The 17,922-nt window shown below is 46.7% G+C and carries 12 protein-coding genes; 10 read left to right on the forward strand and 2 right to left on the reverse strand.

What is annotated here, in order from left to right; genetic code table 11:
- Positions 1-28: 28 nt before the first annotated feature.
- The 4 genes from NC997_RS07990 to NC997_RS08005 all read left to right on the forward strand — a co-directional run bounded on the left by NC997_RS07990 (position 29) and on the right by NC997_RS08005 (position 6,720).
- On the forward strand, positions 29-2,386 hold the full coding sequence (locus tag NC997_RS07990) for a TonB-dependent receptor (RefSeq protein ID WP_190530383.1): 2,358 nt from the start codon (positions 29-31) through the stop codon (positions 2,384-2,386).
- A 180-nt stretch (positions 2,387-2,566) separates the two neighbouring features.
- Positions 2,567-3,346: a superoxide dismutase gene (locus NC997_RS07995; RefSeq protein WP_190410697.1), complete on the forward strand. Its 780-nt coding sequence runs from the start codon at positions 2,567-2,569 to the stop codon at positions 3,344-3,346.
- 555 nt (positions 3,347-3,901) lie between these two features.
- On the forward strand, positions 3,902-5,008 hold the full coding sequence (locus NC997_RS08000; RefSeq protein WP_190410698.1) for an extracellular solute-binding protein: 1,107 nt from the start codon (positions 3,902-3,904) through the stop codon (positions 5,006-5,008).
- A gap of 125 nt (positions 5,009-5,133) precedes the next feature.
- Positions 5,134-6,720, forward strand: coding sequence for an iron ABC transporter permease (locus tag NC997_RS08005; protein ID WP_190425308.1), 1,587 nt, complete (start codon positions 5,134-5,136; stop codon positions 6,718-6,720).
- Positions 6,721-7,058: 338 nt separating this feature from the next.
- Here NC997_RS08005 and NC997_RS08010 read toward each other — a convergent pair whose 3' ends face one another.
- Positions 7,059-8,300 (reverse strand): hypothetical protein, encoded by a 1,242-nt coding sequence (locus NC997_RS08010; protein ID WP_190530385.1) that lies wholly within the window; start codon positions 8,298-8,300, stop codon positions 7,059-7,061.
- Positions 8,301-8,882: 582 nt separating this feature from the next.
- On the opposite strand from NC997_RS08010, the gene NC997_RS08015 reads away from it, so the two are divergent.
- Positions 8,883-9,941, forward strand: coding sequence for an ABC transporter ATP-binding protein (locus NC997_RS08015; protein WP_190530389.1), 1,059 nt, complete (start codon positions 8,883-8,885; stop codon positions 9,939-9,941).
- A 131-nt stretch (positions 9,942-10,072) separates the two neighbouring features.
- Here the strand turns inward: NC997_RS08015 and dacB are convergent, their stop codons facing one another.
- Complete coding sequence (gene dacB, locus NC997_RS08020) at positions 10,073-11,560, reverse strand: D-alanyl-D-alanine carboxypeptidase/D-alanyl-D-alanine-endopeptidase (RefSeq protein WP_242031519.1); 1,488 nt, start codon at positions 11,558-11,560, stop codon at positions 10,073-10,075.
- A gap of 361 nt (positions 11,561-11,921) precedes the next feature.
- Between dacB and NC997_RS08025 the strand changes: the two genes are divergently transcribed.
- The 5 genes from NC997_RS08025 to NC997_RS08045 all read left to right on the forward strand — a co-directional run bounded on the left by NC997_RS08025 (position 11,922) and on the right by NC997_RS08045 (position 17,904).
- Positions 11,922-13,082: a hypothetical protein gene (locus NC997_RS08025; protein WP_190530393.1), complete on the forward strand. Its 1,161-nt coding sequence runs from the start codon at positions 11,922-11,924 to the stop codon at positions 13,080-13,082.
- Positions 13,083-13,207: 125 nt separating this feature from the next.
- Complete coding sequence (locus NC997_RS08030) at positions 13,208-13,846, forward strand: hypothetical protein (protein WP_190530395.1); 639 nt, start codon at positions 13,208-13,210, stop codon at positions 13,844-13,846.
- A 212-nt stretch (positions 13,847-14,058) separates the two neighbouring features.
- Positions 14,059-15,141 carry a UV DNA damage repair endonuclease UvsE gene (gene uvsE / locus NC997_RS08035; protein ID WP_242031520.1) on the forward strand — a complete coding sequence of 361 codons (1,083 nt, stop codon included), beginning with the start codon at positions 14,059-14,061 and terminating at the stop codon, positions 15,139-15,141.
- A 479-nt stretch (positions 15,142-15,620) separates the two neighbouring features.
- Complete coding sequence (locus NC997_RS08040) at positions 15,621-17,174, forward strand: alpha/beta hydrolase (RefSeq protein WP_190530397.1); 1,554 nt, start codon at positions 15,621-15,623, stop codon at positions 17,172-17,174.
- A gap of 280 nt (positions 17,175-17,454) precedes the next feature.
- Positions 17,455-17,904 carry a hypothetical protein gene (locus NC997_RS08045; RefSeq protein WP_190530399.1) on the forward strand — a complete coding sequence of 150 codons (450 nt, stop codon included), beginning with the start codon at positions 17,455-17,457 and terminating at the stop codon, positions 17,902-17,904.
- The last annotated feature ends 18 nt before the right edge of the window (positions 17,905-17,922 follow it).

The raw sequence follows: 17,922 nt of genomic DNA on the forward strand, positions 1-17,922 counted from the left end.
TTAACTAAAACTTTATTGAAAAAAATATATGAATAAACACTTACTGTTCAATAGCTTTTTGGTAGCGAATGCTGTAGCAGTATTAGTTTGCCATCCAGTTCTAGCTGAAGTTACGCAAGTCACTAGCATTCGTTTAATTCCAACAAGTAACGGCATTCAGGTAATTTTAGAAACTACGGGTGGTACACTTTCTCAAATTTTGACATCCAGCAACAACGATATCTTTACCGCTAACATCATCAATGCTCACTTGAGCTTACCCGAAGGAAATCGTTTCTATCAAAACAACCCTACTGATGCAATTACTGCTGTATCTGTTACTCCTTTGGATTCTAATAGTATTCAGGTAGTCATAATTGGAAAGGCTGGGATTCCGGCCGGAGAAGTTAATCAAAGTGATTCCGCGCTTATTTTCAACCTAGATAATACTACTGATTCCATAGCATCTGAGCCTGATAGCGAGTCTGATGAAACGCCTGAAGCATTTGAATCAAGCGAGTTGGCAACTGAGCCAGAAGTTCAAGTAGGAACAAATGAAGAAATTGAATTAGTCGTAACGGCGAAAAGAGAAATTTTTCCAGAAACATCTACGCCCGTCTATACAATTAATCAAGAAGAAATTCAAAAGCAAGGCGCTAATAGTGCAGCGGAAGTCTTGAGAGGACTCCCTGGATTTGCCATTAATGATGCCGGTTTCGGGGCAGATATTCATACTGGCACTTACTACCGGGGACATTCGATTAATCAGTCTGTTTTTCTCCTCAATGGCAGACCTATCAACACGAATATTAATACTTATCATGGTGCTACCGACCTTAATAGTATTCCAGTAGAAGCAATTGAACAAGTGGAATTATCTAGCGGCACCAGTTCTACTTTATATGGTTCGGAAGCTTTTGGAGGAGTTGTTAATATCATCACCAAACAAGGGCAAGAAGTTCCTAAACTCAATGCTTCAGTTGAATATGGCTCTTTTAATCAGTCCAACTATCGGATTAGCTACGGGGGTTCTGCGGACAATCTAAGATTTAATCTCGGCTATGAAGAGTACGAAGCAGATAATCGTTATGCTGTCCCTAAAGGTGCAGCAAATCGAGATTCTGAAGGTCTTCTATTTAACGGAGATACCGCAACTAGCAACTACTTTGGCGGGATATCGCTAGATTTGAATTCAAGAAACACTCTTAGTTTAGATGCTTCTAAAATTAGCAGTCGTCGGGGATTACTTTATTTCGGGTTTCCTCTGCAAAGAGACAGATTAGACCACGATGCTTTTAATATTGGGTTATCTTGGAAGGCTTTGCTAGGAGAAGGGGAAGATTCTGTTCTGAGAACGACACTTTCTTACAATCAGGATTACTTTAATACTTATGGCCCGACTCAAAATATCTTCTACCGGACTGGTACTCTGAATTCCCAAGCTCTCAATGCTAGGGTAGAGCATCAATGGCAAACATCTCCTCGAAATACTCTAACTTGGGGCTTCGATGTACAAAATAGCTACTTAAATGGGAATGTTTTAAGTACAGTCCCTAATCAGCTTACCCTGAACGAAAGTGAAAACAGAGATAGGTTTCATACAGCAATATTTGCCTTAAATACTTGGAAAATAAGTAACTCATTACAGGCAGATTTTGGTCTGCGGCAAAATTTTAATAGTGACTTTGGGAGCTATTTGAATCCCAGTGTTGGGGGACGGTGGGCTGTTACTCCAACGGTGGCGGTGCGGGGCAGTTGGGCTTCGGTTCAGCGCAATCCTGGATTAGATCAATTGTATGTTTTTGATACGGTTCATAACTGGTTGCCGAACCCGGATCTAAATCCAGAAACCGGCTCTTCTTGGACGGCTGGAGTCGATATCCAGTTTTTAGAAAATTTGGTAGGACAGTTTACCTATTTCGGCAGCCGTTTAGATAATCGCCTCGGAGTTATATCAGGCCGTTGGGCGAATATTGGGCTGGTAAATACAAATGGGTTGGAGGCAGCATTACGGTGGCAAATGACTCCGCAATGGTCAACTTTTCTTAACTATACTTATACAGATGCGCGAATCGAGACCGGCTTGGAGAAGGGATTACAACTAGGTTTAATTCCTTACTCAGTAGGACAATTCGGGATTGGTTATGCGAGTGGAGGATGGCAATTGAATCTATATGCAAGTTACCACGACGGGGCACGGAGAGCTTTCTTTAATAATCCTGGCGAGAGTAACAAAGATTTTTCCCCGTCTTTCTTAAATCTAGATTTGAGCGGTCGGATTCCGATTACTAAAAATTTTGGGATTACAGTGAATTTAGAAAATTTGGCTGATGTAAAGTACGAGAAAGCTAATCGAATCTATCACCCCGGTTTAACTTTACGAGTTGGCTTACAGTCCAATTTTTAAAAATTTTGGATAGGTATTGGATAGGGTAAGAGTAGAATTTTACTGCTTTTTGTCAGAGCGATCGCTTAACGCAATCCTGTCATCATCCCGAAATTACCTCCTTGAGATAGAGGTATTTATACCGCTAGACAGGTGTAATTTTTGATGAAAGCGCAACTTTCTACCGAAATTGATTGAATTATGGCTCTTTATCGTCGAAATTTCCTGTTTCTGCTAGGTGGCACTGCCGGAGCAGCCGTCATTGGGGCTTTCCCCGCAGCTTGTGCAGCTCAAACAACTCCAAAAAGTGAAAACCAGCAAGCACAGCAGCAGACACCGCAAGCACAACAGCAGGGGCAAACGGCAAATACTTTTACACTGCCGCCTTTACCTTATGCCTACAATGCTCTGGAACCCCATATTGATGAGGCGACGATGCGGTTTCACCATGATAAACACCATGCCGCCTACGTCAAAAACCTGAATGAAGCCGTGAATAAATACTCGCAACTCAAAGGCAAGAGTCCTGAAGAATTGCTTCGTGACATCAATAGCGTGCCAGAAGATATTCGTACTACAGTACGCAATAACGGCGGCGGTCACGTAAATCATACGATGTTTTGGGAAATCATGGCACCCAATGCTGGTGGAGCGCCGACGGGAAGAATTGCCGAAGCGATTAATCAAAGCTTTGGCAGTTTTGACGCTTTCAAAAAGCAATTTAATGAAGCCGGTAGCAAGCGTTTTGGCAGCGGCTGGGCTTGGCTGGTTCGCGGCAAGGATGGGAGGTTGCAAGTGATGAGTACGGCGAATCAAGATAGTCCGTTGATGGAAGGAATGTATCCGATTATGGGCAATGATGTCTGGGAACACGCTTACTATTTGAAATACCAAAATAAGCGTGCTGATTATTTAGATGCTTGGTGGAACGTCGTTAATTGGAATGCAGTAAACCAGCGATTTGAGAAAGCATCAGCTTAGTTGAATGCCGCTGATTTCAGCCCTAAACTAAAGTTTGGGCTAATAGCTTAAACCCGTTTAAACGGGTTTAAAGGCTGACCAGTAAGTTAAAGCTTACTTCAGCTTTAATCCGGAAATTTATTTGCAAACTCTTTGTGTTAGTGTCATCCCAGCCTAGTTGCTCGAAGCCTTAGTTAGCAGGCTCAATTGAGGCTGTGAAGCGCGAGGTGGCTCTCGCAGTGCTAGATGGACTTCGTTTGTCTCGCCGGATTCCCGCCTCTGGGAAATTTGCTCTCATCGGGATGCTCCCGATCCTGGGAACCCAATGCATCTACAGCGCTATTTTTGTAGCTTAATGATAATAATTGACAATAACTCTTTTTGCAGCTATATTCAAAGGTTGTCAATTACGTTACTAAAAGTTGATAACACAGGCTATAGAAGATGGCTTCAAAGAAAAGCAACCCTTTGTACAGGTAGTGGGTGGAGAATTTGTTTGTGGTAACTTAACAAACGGTTCTTAGCTACCTAGTTAAAAAACATTGTCAATATAAGATTTTATTGAGGAGTAACCTGGTGAAGCGTCGAAAGTTTGTGTTTTTAATGGGACTGGCAACTGCGAGCGGTGGGTTAGCGATCGCCTGCTCTGACAACCAGAGTGCCACGACTCCCAATGCAACCTCCCCAACCAGCAGCCCTGCCAGTACGACTGCCGCCAGTCCATCTGCCAGCCCAGTTGCCGCCACCGGCCCATTGGAAAAAGAACTCGTGGTCTACTCAGGACGGGACGAGAAACTGGTTGGCGACCTGATTAAACAGTTTGAAAAGGAAACTGGGGCGAAAGTACAAGTCCGCTATGGCGACACCGCTGAGTTAGCAGCAGCCATTTTGGAAGAAGGTAAAAATAGTCCGGCTGACGTTTTCTTTGCTCAAGATGCCGGGGCACTCGGAGCAATGCAAAAGGCAGGTAGGGCATCGCAGTTGCCAACTTCACTGCTCGATCGGGTAGAAAGCCGCTACCGCTCACCGGATGGGAAGTGGGTTGGAATTACGGGTCGAGTGCGGACAGTAGACTACAACACCAAGTTAGTTAAGGCAGCAGATTTACCAGAATCTATCACTGGCTTTACCGATCCAAAGTGGAAAGGAAAAATTGGTTGGGCACCTACGAATGGCTCCTTCCAGTCCTTTGTCACCGCTTTGCGCGTCTCGCAAGGGGATGAGAAAGCTAAGCAATGGCTAGAAGGCATTAAAGCCAACAATCCCAAAACTTACCCCAAAAATGCGGCAATTGTAGAAGCGCTATCCCGTGGGGAAATTGCGGTCGGATTTGTCAATCACTATTACTTGGAAAAGTTCAAGCAAGAAAATCCCCAAGCTCCCGTGGATCATCACTTCACCAATGATGTGGGTTCCTTAGTCAACGTGGCAGGCGTGGCAATTTTAGAGGGTGCAAAACATCCCAATATTGCTCAGAAGTTTGTGGACTTCATGTTGGCTCAGGATGCTCAGAAATACTTTGCCACCAAGACTTATGAGTATCCACTAGCTTCGGGAATCGCTCCGGCGGGGAATTTAAAAGCACTGAACGGAATTCCCAGCCAAGCGACTGCCATTGACTTAAGCAATCTGAACGACTTGGATGCAACGTTGAAGCTTTTGCAGGAGACACAGGTAATTTAAGTCGTTTGTGGGAATGGGGAATAAGTACTGATAACTCTTATTACCCATTACCAGCCTTCAAAAGTGATGTTATTTCCGCAATTTTGTTGAATTGCTGGTTGTTAATCCCCATATCGATTAACTGATTGGAGAAAGCAGCTCGACCCCCTTTATTTCTGACTTTAACAGCAGCGGCAGTAGCGATCGCGATCGCTCTGCCTCTGACTTATTTGGTCATCCGGACGGCTGGTGTCGGTGGGGAAGCGCTTTGGGAATTAGTTTCCCGTGCGCGAACTCTCACCATTTTGCTCAACAGTGCGGCAATGGCGGCAATCGTGACCCTGTGTTCGGCATTGATTGCCGTACCACTGGCATTTTTAACCGTGCGAACCGATTTACCGGGACGCCGATTTTGGCTAATAGCGACGACCTTACCCTTGGCAGTTCCTAGCTATGTAGGGAGTTTTACGCTGATTGCCACTTTTGGGCCACGAGGTAGTTTGTTGCAGTTGTTGCTGGAACCTTTGGGGGTACAGGAATTACCTTCCATCTACGGTTGGCCTGGGGTGATTTTGGCACTCACCTTATTTACCTACCCTTATTTGCTGTTGAGCGTCCGTTCTGGATTGCAAGGAATTGACCCCACCCTGGAGGAAGCCGCCCGCAGTTTAGGTCAAAGCGGTCAAGCTACTTTCTTTCGGGTTATCTTGCCCCAGTTGCGCCCGTCATTGGTGGCTGGGGGTTTATTGGTGGCGTTGTACTCGCTGCGGGACTTTGGGACGCCGTCGTTAATGCGGTTTGATGCCTTTACACGGGCAATTTTTTTGCAGTACAAGGCAAGTTTTAACCGCAATTCAGCAGCGGCTTTGGCGTTGGTATTGGTGGGGCTGGTACTGTTGATTTTGTGGTTAGAGTACCGAGCGCGATCGCGTGCAGCATACTACAGTCGCGGCTCCACCTCCCAACGACCGCCTAAAGTCTTGCTACTAGGTCGTTGGAAGTGGCCTGCGGTAGCTTTTTGTGCGGTCGTGACAGCGATCGCTTTAGTGCTTCCTATTGGCATTACCGTGTTCTGGCTGATTCGCGGACTCCATAATGGCTACAGCCTGCCGAATCTGGTACCGGCTGCACTCAATTCCATTTTGGCGTCAGGAATTACAGCGGGTGTCGCCACTCTTTTTGCCTTACCTGTGGCAATTTTAGCGGTGCGGTTTCCTGGGCGAATTACTTCAATAATTGAACGCTGTTCTTACATTGGCTTTGGCTTGCCTGGAATTGTGGTGGCGCTGTCGCTGGTATTTTTTGGGGCAAACTACTTGCCACAGTTGTATCAAACCCTGCCGATGTTGGTGTTTGCCTATCTTGTCTTGTTTCTACCCCAGTCGGTGGGAACCGTGCGGGGTTCGCTTTTACAGGTGAATCCGCAGCTGGAAGAATCGGCGCGGAGTTTGGGTAGAAGTTCGTGGCAAACTCTCAGAGAAGTTACGCTTCCGCTGGTGCGCCCAGGTGTTATTGCTGGAGCTATGTTGGTGTTTCTGACGGCAATTAAAGAATTACCGGCTACCTTGCTATTAGCACCGATTGGATTCGAAACCTTGGCTGTAAAGATTTGGAAAGCGACGGAAAATGTTGAGTTTGCTGAGGCAGCAACTGGCTCTCTATTTATGTTATTAGTTTCGATTGGCTCGACTTTATTACTGTTATCTCAAGAGCGCGTGAGGAGTTATAAGTAGGCGGAAATGGTTTGTAGGAGATTTTTTTGACGAACCGCCAAGGACGCGCTAGCGTTCGCGAAGCGGCGCGGATGCGCTAGAGGGATGCGCTCTCTTCGCTATAGGACGCCAAGGAAGAGAGTTTCAAGAATTACTTAAGATTGCTATCTAGATGGTTTTTATCGAATTCAAGACTTACGCAACTGGCACTGCGATAGCGAAGCGCTGCTGCGAAGCGCAGATCCCATAAGAACACCACGAAACCGCGATCGCTCAGAAAAACTACGCTATGCCCCGTATGGCAAGGCGTTTCTCCTCATGCACGCAAGCCTTCCTGATGGATGATGGCGATCGCTGTGCTAATCTTTGCGGACATACTGACGGATACGTTGAGCCGTCTCTTCTGCCCGAACTTGTGCGGTTGCCTGCTTGCCACTTTCGGGTTCCCAGTTGTACTCGCGACTGAAATAGTGCTGAATTGCAACCTGTCTCTTGGAAGTCAACACCAAAACGATCTGATAGTTGACATCGTAGAATTTGTCACCATCACCATCTTCTTTTGGAACTAGTCTTCTACTAGGAGTCAGCTGAACCTGAACATCAACAAAATCCCTCAGCGTGTAGGTCTTGACCGTATTACTGTCCTGGGAAACGATACAGTCAGCTAACTGATCGAAGACCCAAACTTTAGATGATTGCACGTTCGCTTTCAACCACTGTGCGGTCACTTTTGCGTATGGGTTTGGAACCACATATTTGTCAATCCAGGTTTGCCCAAATCCAAGTGCCAATTGCCAGGGACAGTAAACTCTACGACTGACCTCATCTGCTATTGGCTGCACTTGTTGCCACTCTGCTCCCTCCCAGGGAGACTTTACAGATGGGTGAGCCTGCCCACACAGACACAGTAACTCGCCCGATCGCATTTCGACAAAGAGCCGCACCTTTGCCCAAGGGTCTACATCTAAAATAACCCGATGAATATCTGAAAAATCATAATGTTCCTGGCGTTGTCTCCACAGACTCCCATATTGGTAAGTCAGTCGATTCTGGGTTTGGTCAATGCAATAAGACTCGATTAATTTAGAGCGGATACTCAAAAGACTGACATACAGCGCGTTGATTCCCACAAGGAAGAACATACCAGGGAGTAACCCAGACCACTGCAACCAGTCCACCTGTGCAATGCTTAAGCGATTTGCTGTAGGGTCTTTTAGGAAGGTGTTGATGCGATCAACACTCTCCTGTGTATTATCCAACCCAGAAGTTTTATATTCCCTTAAAGGAACTTCACCTTCACTGGTTTGTAACAGAACTTGGTAAAATACCCCATCATCTACATTTGTTGTCAACTCCACAGCCTGCAAATTACGAATGGGTGTGTTCTGCCACACCCCCAACCCCAACCAGCCCGGTTTGCTTAACTGACACGTAACCTGCGTCGGTTCTATCCGTTGGCAGTTCAATTTTGCAGGCCCGGTCCAAAGAAGGAATCCAACTCCTATCCCGGTCACGAGAATTTCCCCGAACACACGACCGAAGGACACGTAATTCTGGCGGAGAACTAATTTATTTGGAGACTGTTCAGCAATTTGCGTCATGGCAACTTTGAAGCAAGGATTGAAAATAAGAAATGTTGATGTTTCAGCTTTAGCAACCGAAGACGACTTCTTACAAGAACCTAACAAATTGGTTTTGCCCTGCTGGGGCTATCAGCATTGCTACAGGCATCAGAGCTTCTGTTTAATTTAATACGCTTCGCTGGTGCTATATATTTGTTCTTAGGAGTACAAATGTTGATGAGCAAGCAGCAGGTTCAGTCATCGAAAACGGTTACTCCAATTGTTTACCGAAGACTTTTCTGGACTGGATTGGTCACCAGTATCACTAATCCAAAGGGAATTTTATTCTTCTTTGCATTCCTGCCAGAGCTTGTTGTTACCACTACAGGTCCCGTACCATTGCAAATATTTGTCGTAGGGTTGACATTCAGGTTCTCAGGAGAAAATTAGTTGCTCAACTCAGGCGTCCAGCGTTAGCCATGTCCTTGGCCTAATTGTGGAGATGCAATCTGCGCTTCGCAGCAGCGCTTCGCTATCGCATGTGACAGTTGTGTAAGTCCTGAAATTATTTGTTGTGCCAAAGAGATATTTAATCAAGCCGCCTATTTTAAATTTTGAGTTATGCAACCACCGGCAATTTTACGCTTACAGAATGTAACGAAGCAGTTTAGCCAAAATACAGTTCCGGCTGTTGAAGATGTAACGTTGACTTTGCAGCCAGGGGATTTGTTAGGATTGCTGGGGCCATCTGGCTGCGGTAAAACTACACTGTTGCGGCTGATTGCAGGTTTTGAACGACCTTACCGCGGAAGCGTGGAGATTGCGGGGCGAACGGTTGCTGATTCCCGTTGTTGGGTGCCGCCAGAGCATCGGGACGTGGGAATTGTCTTTCAAGACTATGCCCTGTTTCCTCATCTGAGTGTGGCGGAGAATGTTGCTTTTGGGTTGCAACAGTTGAGTAAACAGCAGGTCAAGGAACGCACGCAAGATGCGATCGCGCTTGTCGGTCTGCAAGGATTAGAGAAGCGTTATCCTCACGAACTCTCTGGCGGTCAGCAGCAACGGGTTGCCCTCGCCCGTGCCTTAGCACCGCGACCCAAGTTGGTTCTCCTCGATGAACCTCTGAGCAATCTCGATATCCAAGTACGTTTGAGGTTGCGCGAAGAAGTGCGAGAGATTCTCAAGGCAATTGGCACTTCAGCAATTTTTGTCACCCACGACCAGGAAGAAGCACTTGCCATCTCTGATTGGGTGGGTGTTATGCGTCAAGGACATTTAGAGCAATTGGGCACACCGGAAGATATCTACACCCACCCCGCCTCGCGGTTTGTTGCCGAATTTGTCACCCAAGCCAACTTCCTTTCCGCCCAACGCCAAGGTCATCTGTGGGAGACAGAAGTCGGTTGTTTTGATGTCGCCCTTAACGGACGGCAAGACCCCATTTCTAGCCTCACCGGCGAACTCATGATTCGCCAGGAAGACTTGATCTTACAGCCATTTCCTGATGCACCTGTTGTCATCCGAACCCGGCGCTTTTTAGGGCGCGAGTACCGATATTGCCTCCAAACTCCCTCTGGTAAAGAACTCCACGCTCGCACGATGACTGATACCGCCTTGCCGGTAGGAACGCGAGTGCAGCTGTCGATTGCCGGTGATAGCGTTCGAGTTTTTCCCAACTAAAACTCTCGATAAATTAGGGAAATTGCTCATAGCCCCCTTTTTAAGGGGGTTGGGGGATCTCCAAATCCGACCCGGCGAACTGGGCTTGGTCGGGGCTTTTTGATTGCCATGCCCCTACAGATGTATCGCACTCAACAGCGACGCAAGCGAGTGAGTAGCAGCACAATTTCGTCCATCGCCTGCCGTATCGTTGGGGCAGATTGGTCGGATTGATTGGCGAGAATGCTAAAAACAATCGTTTGATACTCTGGGTGATTCATATACCCGGCTAAGGAAACCGTTCCACTCATCGTTCCTGTCTTCGCTTGCACAATGCCTTGGGCTGGAGTATTTTGAAAGCGACTTTTTAGGGTGCCGCTGACACCGGCAACCGGGAGAGAGGCGCGGTAAATTGCGGCTTCTTTGGTTTGGGCGATCGCTTCGAGAGTCTGCACCAGTGCTTTTGGACTCACTAAGTTATGACGAGACAACCCGGAACCATCAGCCATCACGTAACTATTGGGATCGACGCCTAATTCCGTTAAAGCTTGTTTAACAGCAGCTAACCCCATTGCAGCCGAATTCTCTGAAAGTGTGGTTTCCTCGCCTTTACCGGTGGCACCCAGGGTTCGCAATAAAGCTTCTGCGTAGAGATTATTGCTGTTCTGGTTCGTCTCCATCAACAGAGTCTCCAACGGCGGCGACTCCACAGCAGCTACTTCCCGTTCGTCCCCCCTTTCTCTGCCAGATCCCACCTGCGACTGTGCGATAGGAATCCCCGCAATTACTAAAGCTCGCCGGAAGTGCTGCAAAAAATACTGGGCGGGGTCGAGAACTGCCACACCCAAGGATGCAGGTTCGGCACCCGCAGGCAGCTGACCTTTAATCTGTAATACGGGTTTCCCCAGTACAGCGCTAACGGCGATCGCTGCCGGTGATTTCGCTTCGGATGTCACCGTATTATTTTCAATTCGCCATTGCGTCAGCGCAATTGGATCGATCCAAGCGGTTTGTAGCGGTTGCCCAGGCGATCGCGGTGATAGGGTCAGCACAGTAGCATTTTGATTCAAAATTAAACTATTAACGGGTACCGCATAAGGTGCCTGTAGATCGCCCCATTCCCAACTGGGATTTACTGCCTGTCCTTGAAAGTAATCATCCTCGACAATTAGCTGCTGTACCTGACGAATTCCCTGGCGCTTTAGCTGTTGTGCCAAACTTCTCACCTGGGTATCGCTAAAACTGGGGTCGCCTCGTCCGACAACGCGCAATTCTCCCCCGTTTGTGCCATAAACTGAGGTGCGAATCCGAAACTGAGAACCTAATTTGTTTAAAACCGCTGCTGTTGTCAACAGCTTTGTATTCGATGCAGGGATAAAGTAACGGTCTGGTTCGCGGCTGTAGAGGGTGCGTTCTGGAAATTTTGAAGTTGTCGATAATGGTTCTATTAAAATTCCCCAACGAGTGCGGGAAAATTCCGGACGGTTGGTGACAGCTTCAATCGCGTTTCCTAGTTGGGCAGGACAAACCAACGCAGGGGATTGGGGTTTTCCTACTTGAGAAACTTGCCTTGAATTTATCGAAGAATTCGGAGAAACAGCGGGATTATTTGCCCTTGCCGCTTCCTGCCAGGATACCAATTGTGTGTTTAGGAGCAACAGGAAACTCAGGCATTTACTGATTTTAGTAATTTTTAGGAATAAGTAGGGGCGCGGGAAAAACCTAAAAATAGATAAACTTGTTTTTTTGGAACTACAGATTTTTTTATGCTGGGATAAGCTGATACTTTCTTTTGACAACCTACTTACCATTCAGATTTTTCCGAATAAAACTGATTTGTTACTGAAAATATTACCTTAGATAGGTGCAAAAACACAATTTGGTTTAGCAATAAAAATATTTCTAATGGTAGAGCTTATTGAGTCTTGAAAAGTGAATAAAATACAGAATAATCATAGCTTTTTTTGTATTTACAACCGAAAAAAATAGGTACTTATAATCATGGCACTTCAAGAGCGCGATTTTGAGAAAAGCAATCGCCATACAGAGGCACCCCGTCGGAACAACGGAAGTAAATATTTTTTGGTTGCTCTATTAAGCGCACTTTCGACATTGGGTTTAGTTGCTGCTGGTTGGTGGTTGTATCAGCGAATGCAGCAAGAAAATGCGATCGCTCCCGCAGAAGTTCCAGTGACGACCGCTAGCCCTACTGTCAGCTCAACCATTAGCCCCACCGTCGCCCCAACTGCTCCCGTCGCCCCAGTCGCCCCAGCGCCCAGCCTTGGCATTCAACCCGGTCAATTTGTTGAGCCTGCCTTAAGCAACAAAGGGCAGGTTGAATTAATCGCTGTCCGCAGAATTCTCGGTGCGCCTGATGAAGTCAGCGTGGATATGCGAATTAATCGTCTAGCAGACGATGTGGTGGGAGGAGACCTGATTAATGTCGGTGGGACAACTGCCCGGAATCCGATCACCAGCGAAACTTATCAAGCACTCGATCCCTTGAAGCGTTCATCAGGAACGGTTTCTTTATATCAGATGCGCCTGGGGCAACCGCAAGAAGGCTATGTTGTGCTAAAAGTCCCCGCAGGTGTCAACACCCTCGATATCTATGTCGATCAAACGCAGGCGTTTAAAAATGTGCCGATTGCGGATGCGAACACCAGCCCAGTGAGCGGAACCGCCCCCGCTTCCCCAGTACCCACCATCGCGCCATCGCCCCAAGCTCAGGCACCCGTGACTACTGCGCCAGCTGCGCCAGTGCCCAGTGCTGACATTCAACCCGGTCAATTTGTACAGCCTGCTTTGGGCACCAAGGGGCAAGTAGAGTTGCTGTCTGTGAAGCGAATTCAAGATCCCGATTCCAGAAACCGCGACGTGGTAAACGTGCAGATGCGCGTCCGACGTCTGTCAGCGGATCGAGTGGTTGGGGGTGACATCATTACTGTGGGCGGAACCACTGGGCGGAATCCAGAGACGAGCGAAACCTACAAAGCCGTTGACTTGATTAATCGCTCGACGGGAACCGTTTCTTTGTTCCAGCTGCGCCCACAAGCGTCAGCAGATGCCTATGTCTGGCTGAGGGTGCCAGAAAACGTCAATTCTATTGACCTCTACGTGCCGGAGGTACAGGCATTTAAGAATGTGCCCATTTCTAAATAGGAGGGAATCGGTAATGGATCGTGGAGATTTGTCAGTCATTATTCGTCCATAATCATGAGTCTTTAGTTATTTGTTCTGAGTTCGTTGCTACTGACTCACGATCCATTACCCCTTACCAAAACGGTATGAGCAATTTTTTATCTGGCATCGCAGTTGTACTTTCAATTTTGGCGATTATTGGCAGTGGCTTCAGTGCCTATCAAGTTTTTGAACTGCGGGAGGAACTCAACGCGATCGCTAATTTAAAAAGCGGTTCGACGCCTATCGGAGAGCCAACATCTAGCCCAACACCAGATGCAGACAGCACTCCCACCGTCAGCCCCACTAGCGCCGCCTCTCCAGTGCCTACTCCGACTAACGCCACCAACACCAACGCCAAAATTCAACCAGGGCAATTTGTACAACCGGCTTTTAACAGCAAGGCGCAAGTAGAATTACTTTCGGTAAGGCGAGTTGCCGATCCAGAAACGGGATCGCGGAATGTCGTAAATATGCAATTTCGGATGCGACGAGTTGCCCGTCCGACCGATCCAGATATAGACGTTTTACTGCCATCTGCAATAACTGCCCGCAATCCGAATACAAACGAGACTTACAAGGCGCTTTCTCCTAAACGTGCGACTCCTTCGGTGGATTTTGGCAGCATTGGACAAGGTGCCTCAGCCGATGCCTATGTTTGGCTACAAGTTCCGCAGGGAATCAATACCTTAGACATTTATATTCCCAATACTCAGCCATTTAAAGGCGTGCCGGTTTCTAATTAATTTAGCGAGCGTAAATGCAAGGTTCGGATAACATGGCTCGTTAAACAGCGAGATTGTAGAGACGCAATTCATCGCGTCTCTACGCAGCGAAAACTCTCGCGTCTTTTTACGAATAAAACTGGATTGAGCCTTAATTGAATTTGTCAGATTTTTTAACAAACTGCTTTGGCGATCTAAATTTTTGAAACCAAACGAAGACTAAGGATAAAACAATGATGATAAGCAATCTGCCTAACCAGACAAACGCGCATTCCAATTCCACAAAATCACCTCCCCAATTGGGGTTAGTGTGCATCACAACGTCTGACAAAGTGCGTTACCGCGCCCTCACTCGCAAACGACTATTGCAACTAGAAACAGCGGAACAGCAGCGAGTGTTGCGGGAGCTGTATACTGACAATTTGCAACGCCTGAATAATGCGCTGGATTTCTGTGTAGAAAATAATCTCCGGCTTTATCGACTTCCCTCAGGGATATTTCCCTTTGCCGATACCGATTTGGGTGAGGCGGTACTGGAGGAGTTTACGGAACAGGTGCGCGCAACAGGCGATCGCGCAACGGTTCTTGGCATCCGATTAGTCGTACACCCGGATCAGTTTGTTGTCCTCAGTTCAGATACACCCTCTGTCATTGAGAACAGTATCAAAATTCTGCAAATGCACGCCCGGAATATGGATTTATTGGGGCAACCGCGATCGCCTTGGGCGATGATGGAGATACATGGTGGTAAGGGCGATCGCGCTGAGCGACTGATCCAAGTCATCCGCGATTTACCCGATGAAATTCGCTCAAGATTAGCCCTAGAAAACGACGAATACGCCTATAGCGCAGCCGAAATTCTCGCTGTTTGCCAGGAAGCTGGCGTGCCAATGGTCTTTGACGCCCATCACCACGTTATTCACGAAAAGCTGGACAGCTACGAACACCCCAGCATCGCTCAGATGAAAGCAGCAGCACGGACGACTTGGCCCGTCCCAGAATGGCAGCTAGTCCATATCTCCAACGGGCGGGAATCCTTTGGCGACCCGCATCATAGCGATTTTATCACCGTGATGCCCAGTGCCTACTGCAACGTTCCCTGGATTGAGATAGAAGCGAAACTGAAGGAAGAAGCGATCGCGAAACTGCGAGAAGAATGGTCGCCTGTCTTTGGCACCGCACCCCCACCCAAACCACCCGAAGAAAAGCCACTGGACAAGGTTACTCAACCGAAAACTAAGCAAAAAAAACGCACTTCTAAGAAAGCTGAACAACCCAAGGACAAAGTTTTGAGTTCAAATTTGGACGGTGAGTAATATTCGTTTGCAAACCTTGGCGTTGTCCTTGGCGTACCTTTGCGTTGAATATTGCAACTTAATTTGGTAGTCCTAAACAGGTAATGATGCGTTGTAGTAATGCACAAAATACCAAATTGCCCAGAAGTGTTGAGTTATCTTTCAACACTTCTGCCAGTTTTTAAGAAAATTTGTCCCGTCACTCATCTTTATAATTATCGCAACAGATATAGAAAAAAGATTATAGAACACGCCAAATAAGAATTTTAGCCAGGTTCAATCAAGTTGAACCATCAAGTTGAAATAGATGTCTTACAAACTGTCATTTAGCTGACATAATTTTAGAATTTATAATTATAGGATTGACTCAAAACTTACAATCAAGTTTATTAATCTTAGAGTATCTTGTTGCTTGTTTTATGATATAGAAATCGCAGCGGTACCGATAATCAAGGGCATCTGATACCACTTGACACGCACTACCAGAGGCAAAGGCTGATATGGGATTTGAGAGAACGCATTCATTCCAAAAGCAGAAGTCTTACATATCACAGCCGACGATTCAGTTGAGAAGTCGCCCGTTTGCGGCTCCCATACAGATGAAGCCGAAGGAGCAACAGACACCAGAAGAGTTAGCGAATCAAGCTTTTAATCAGAACAAGTTTGAAGCTTTTGGACTTCAGCTCAAGGAAGAGCGTGGCACCATCACCCCTGTCGAGCAGGAACAGTTAGGTCTGTTGCAAGCGAAAATGAATGATTACTGGGAGCAGAACCAGGAAAGGGCATCGCGAAGCGGATTTGACTTTTCTAAGGTTGCGGTTACTTTGCCTGGGGAACAAGCTGCCCCACAAATCCAGCCTATGGGTCGGCTAGGGACACCTGGAGTGCAACTGGGGGGAAAGCGAAAGCGATCGCCCTTGAACTCTTCGCAACAGTTGTCAGAACCACCAATACAGGCAAAGTTGACCATTGGGGAGCTAGGAGATAAGTATGAGCAGGAAGCGGATCGTGTTGCGGCTCAAGTAATCAATCGCTTAAATTCTCCAACAACCTTGCAACCTTCACTGGGAAAAACTGTACAGCAAAATAGGGGAGCTATTCAGCGCCAGTTACAACCACAGCCTAAAGGAAAGTTAGTTACTCATGTGAATCATAGCCCTACACTCCAGCGTGCGAAAACAGTAGCAAATGATGTAGCTGGTGTAGCCCGGAATGAGCTTTTTGGGGACGAGACCGCTCGTCGTAATACCTTGGGTGGGGGATTAATAAATCCTAACGCTATCGCTACGCAAGCGGTTTCGATTCAAAGCACCAATGGAAATACTCTTACAGGAAAACTCTACAGACCTGTTGGTGGTGGAGCAAACACAACAGTTCTGACTTTATCGGGAAGTGGGAGTTCAGCAGAGGACTATATGACAAAGATTGCTCGTGAGTATGTTCCTGCTGGGGCACAAGTTTTAGCTATAAACTATCGAGGGTTTGGAGACAGTTACAAGACCGTCAATGGACCCGGTGGCGGCGGGGGCGATCCAAGCGAAGCCGGACTCTATGAAGATGCCGAAGCTATGTATGACTATGTGAGAAATACATTGAATGTCCCATCAACTGACATCATTGTTCATGGCTATTCGTTAGGTAGTCCAGTAGCTGCTACTTTAGTGAAGCGAGTTATGAAGAGTCGGGGCGAAAACGTGAAAGCTTTGATTTTAGACCGGGCAATGCCAAGCACCTACAAAGCAGCAAAAGCGAAGGGTAGCAATGAAGTAGAGGCACGTATTGGTCAAGCTTTAGCAGGCGACATGGATACGAAAGCAAAACTTAAAAAGATATTGAGTTTGGCAGGAGGAGCCAATTTACCTGTACTTTTTACAAGCGGTGGAGCAGCAGACGTATTATCTGCTGAAGATCAGGCACTTGCAGCTTGGGCAGGGCAAAATAACAAGTTTGGCAACAATGCGACCTCTGTTGTAAATCCGAATGCTGATCACGAAGATCATCGGCTAATTATGAATATGCTAATTCCTGAATTACAAGTGCAAGGGTTAATCTAGAGGTCGATGTCAAACAAAATTTCATGTATTGAAATAAATTCTCAATAAAAAACGTGGTACAAAAGAAAGAATTTCTGCAATTTTCTAACGGAATCTAATGTGAAATTCTCTTTTTAGGTTCAATAACGCAATTGTATAGTTATCTAAATCCCTGTACCTCGGCAACTGTCCATTAAGCATTCCTATCCACCAGGACTCAAGAATCGCTGAAATTGTCCTGTTTATTGCATCTCATGAGTGATACTCACGACTAACCTCTAAAACATCAATCAACACTGCCATGCTCAACCTGTCCCCCAACTTTTCAGTAGCGATCGCTATTGTCGCTCTTGGTACTGCTGCGATCGCAACCAGTCAAGCCCAAGCGTCTATCGTTACCTATGACTTCACGGTTAATGTGACTCAAGGGTCATTAGCCGGACAATCATATAGTGGAACGCTTAGCTACGATGATTCAACCTTAAAAGGCACTGGAGTTGAAAAATTGGGCGTTGCTCAGGGCTTAAGAGTTTGCATGAATTATTTCGGACGCAATTACTCAGAAACGAGCGATCGCGACTATCCAAAATTTCCAACGCTTGTGTTTAAAAACGGCGATATCAACCATCTAGACTTTTGGATACAGCCGCAAAAGCGTGTTGTCTGGTGGAACTTACCTGGATGGGAAGTCAATTTATCAAAGAGACAAGCTGGTGCTGACGTTCCAAATTGCGCTAAGTCTAATCCCTAATTATTACGCCATTTGTCA

Origin of the sequence: Trichocoleus sp. DQ-A2, from assembly GCF_039961915.1 — a bacterium.
GTDB lineage: Bacteria > Cyanobacteriota > Cyanobacteriia > Cyanobacteriales > FACHB-T130 > FACHB-T130.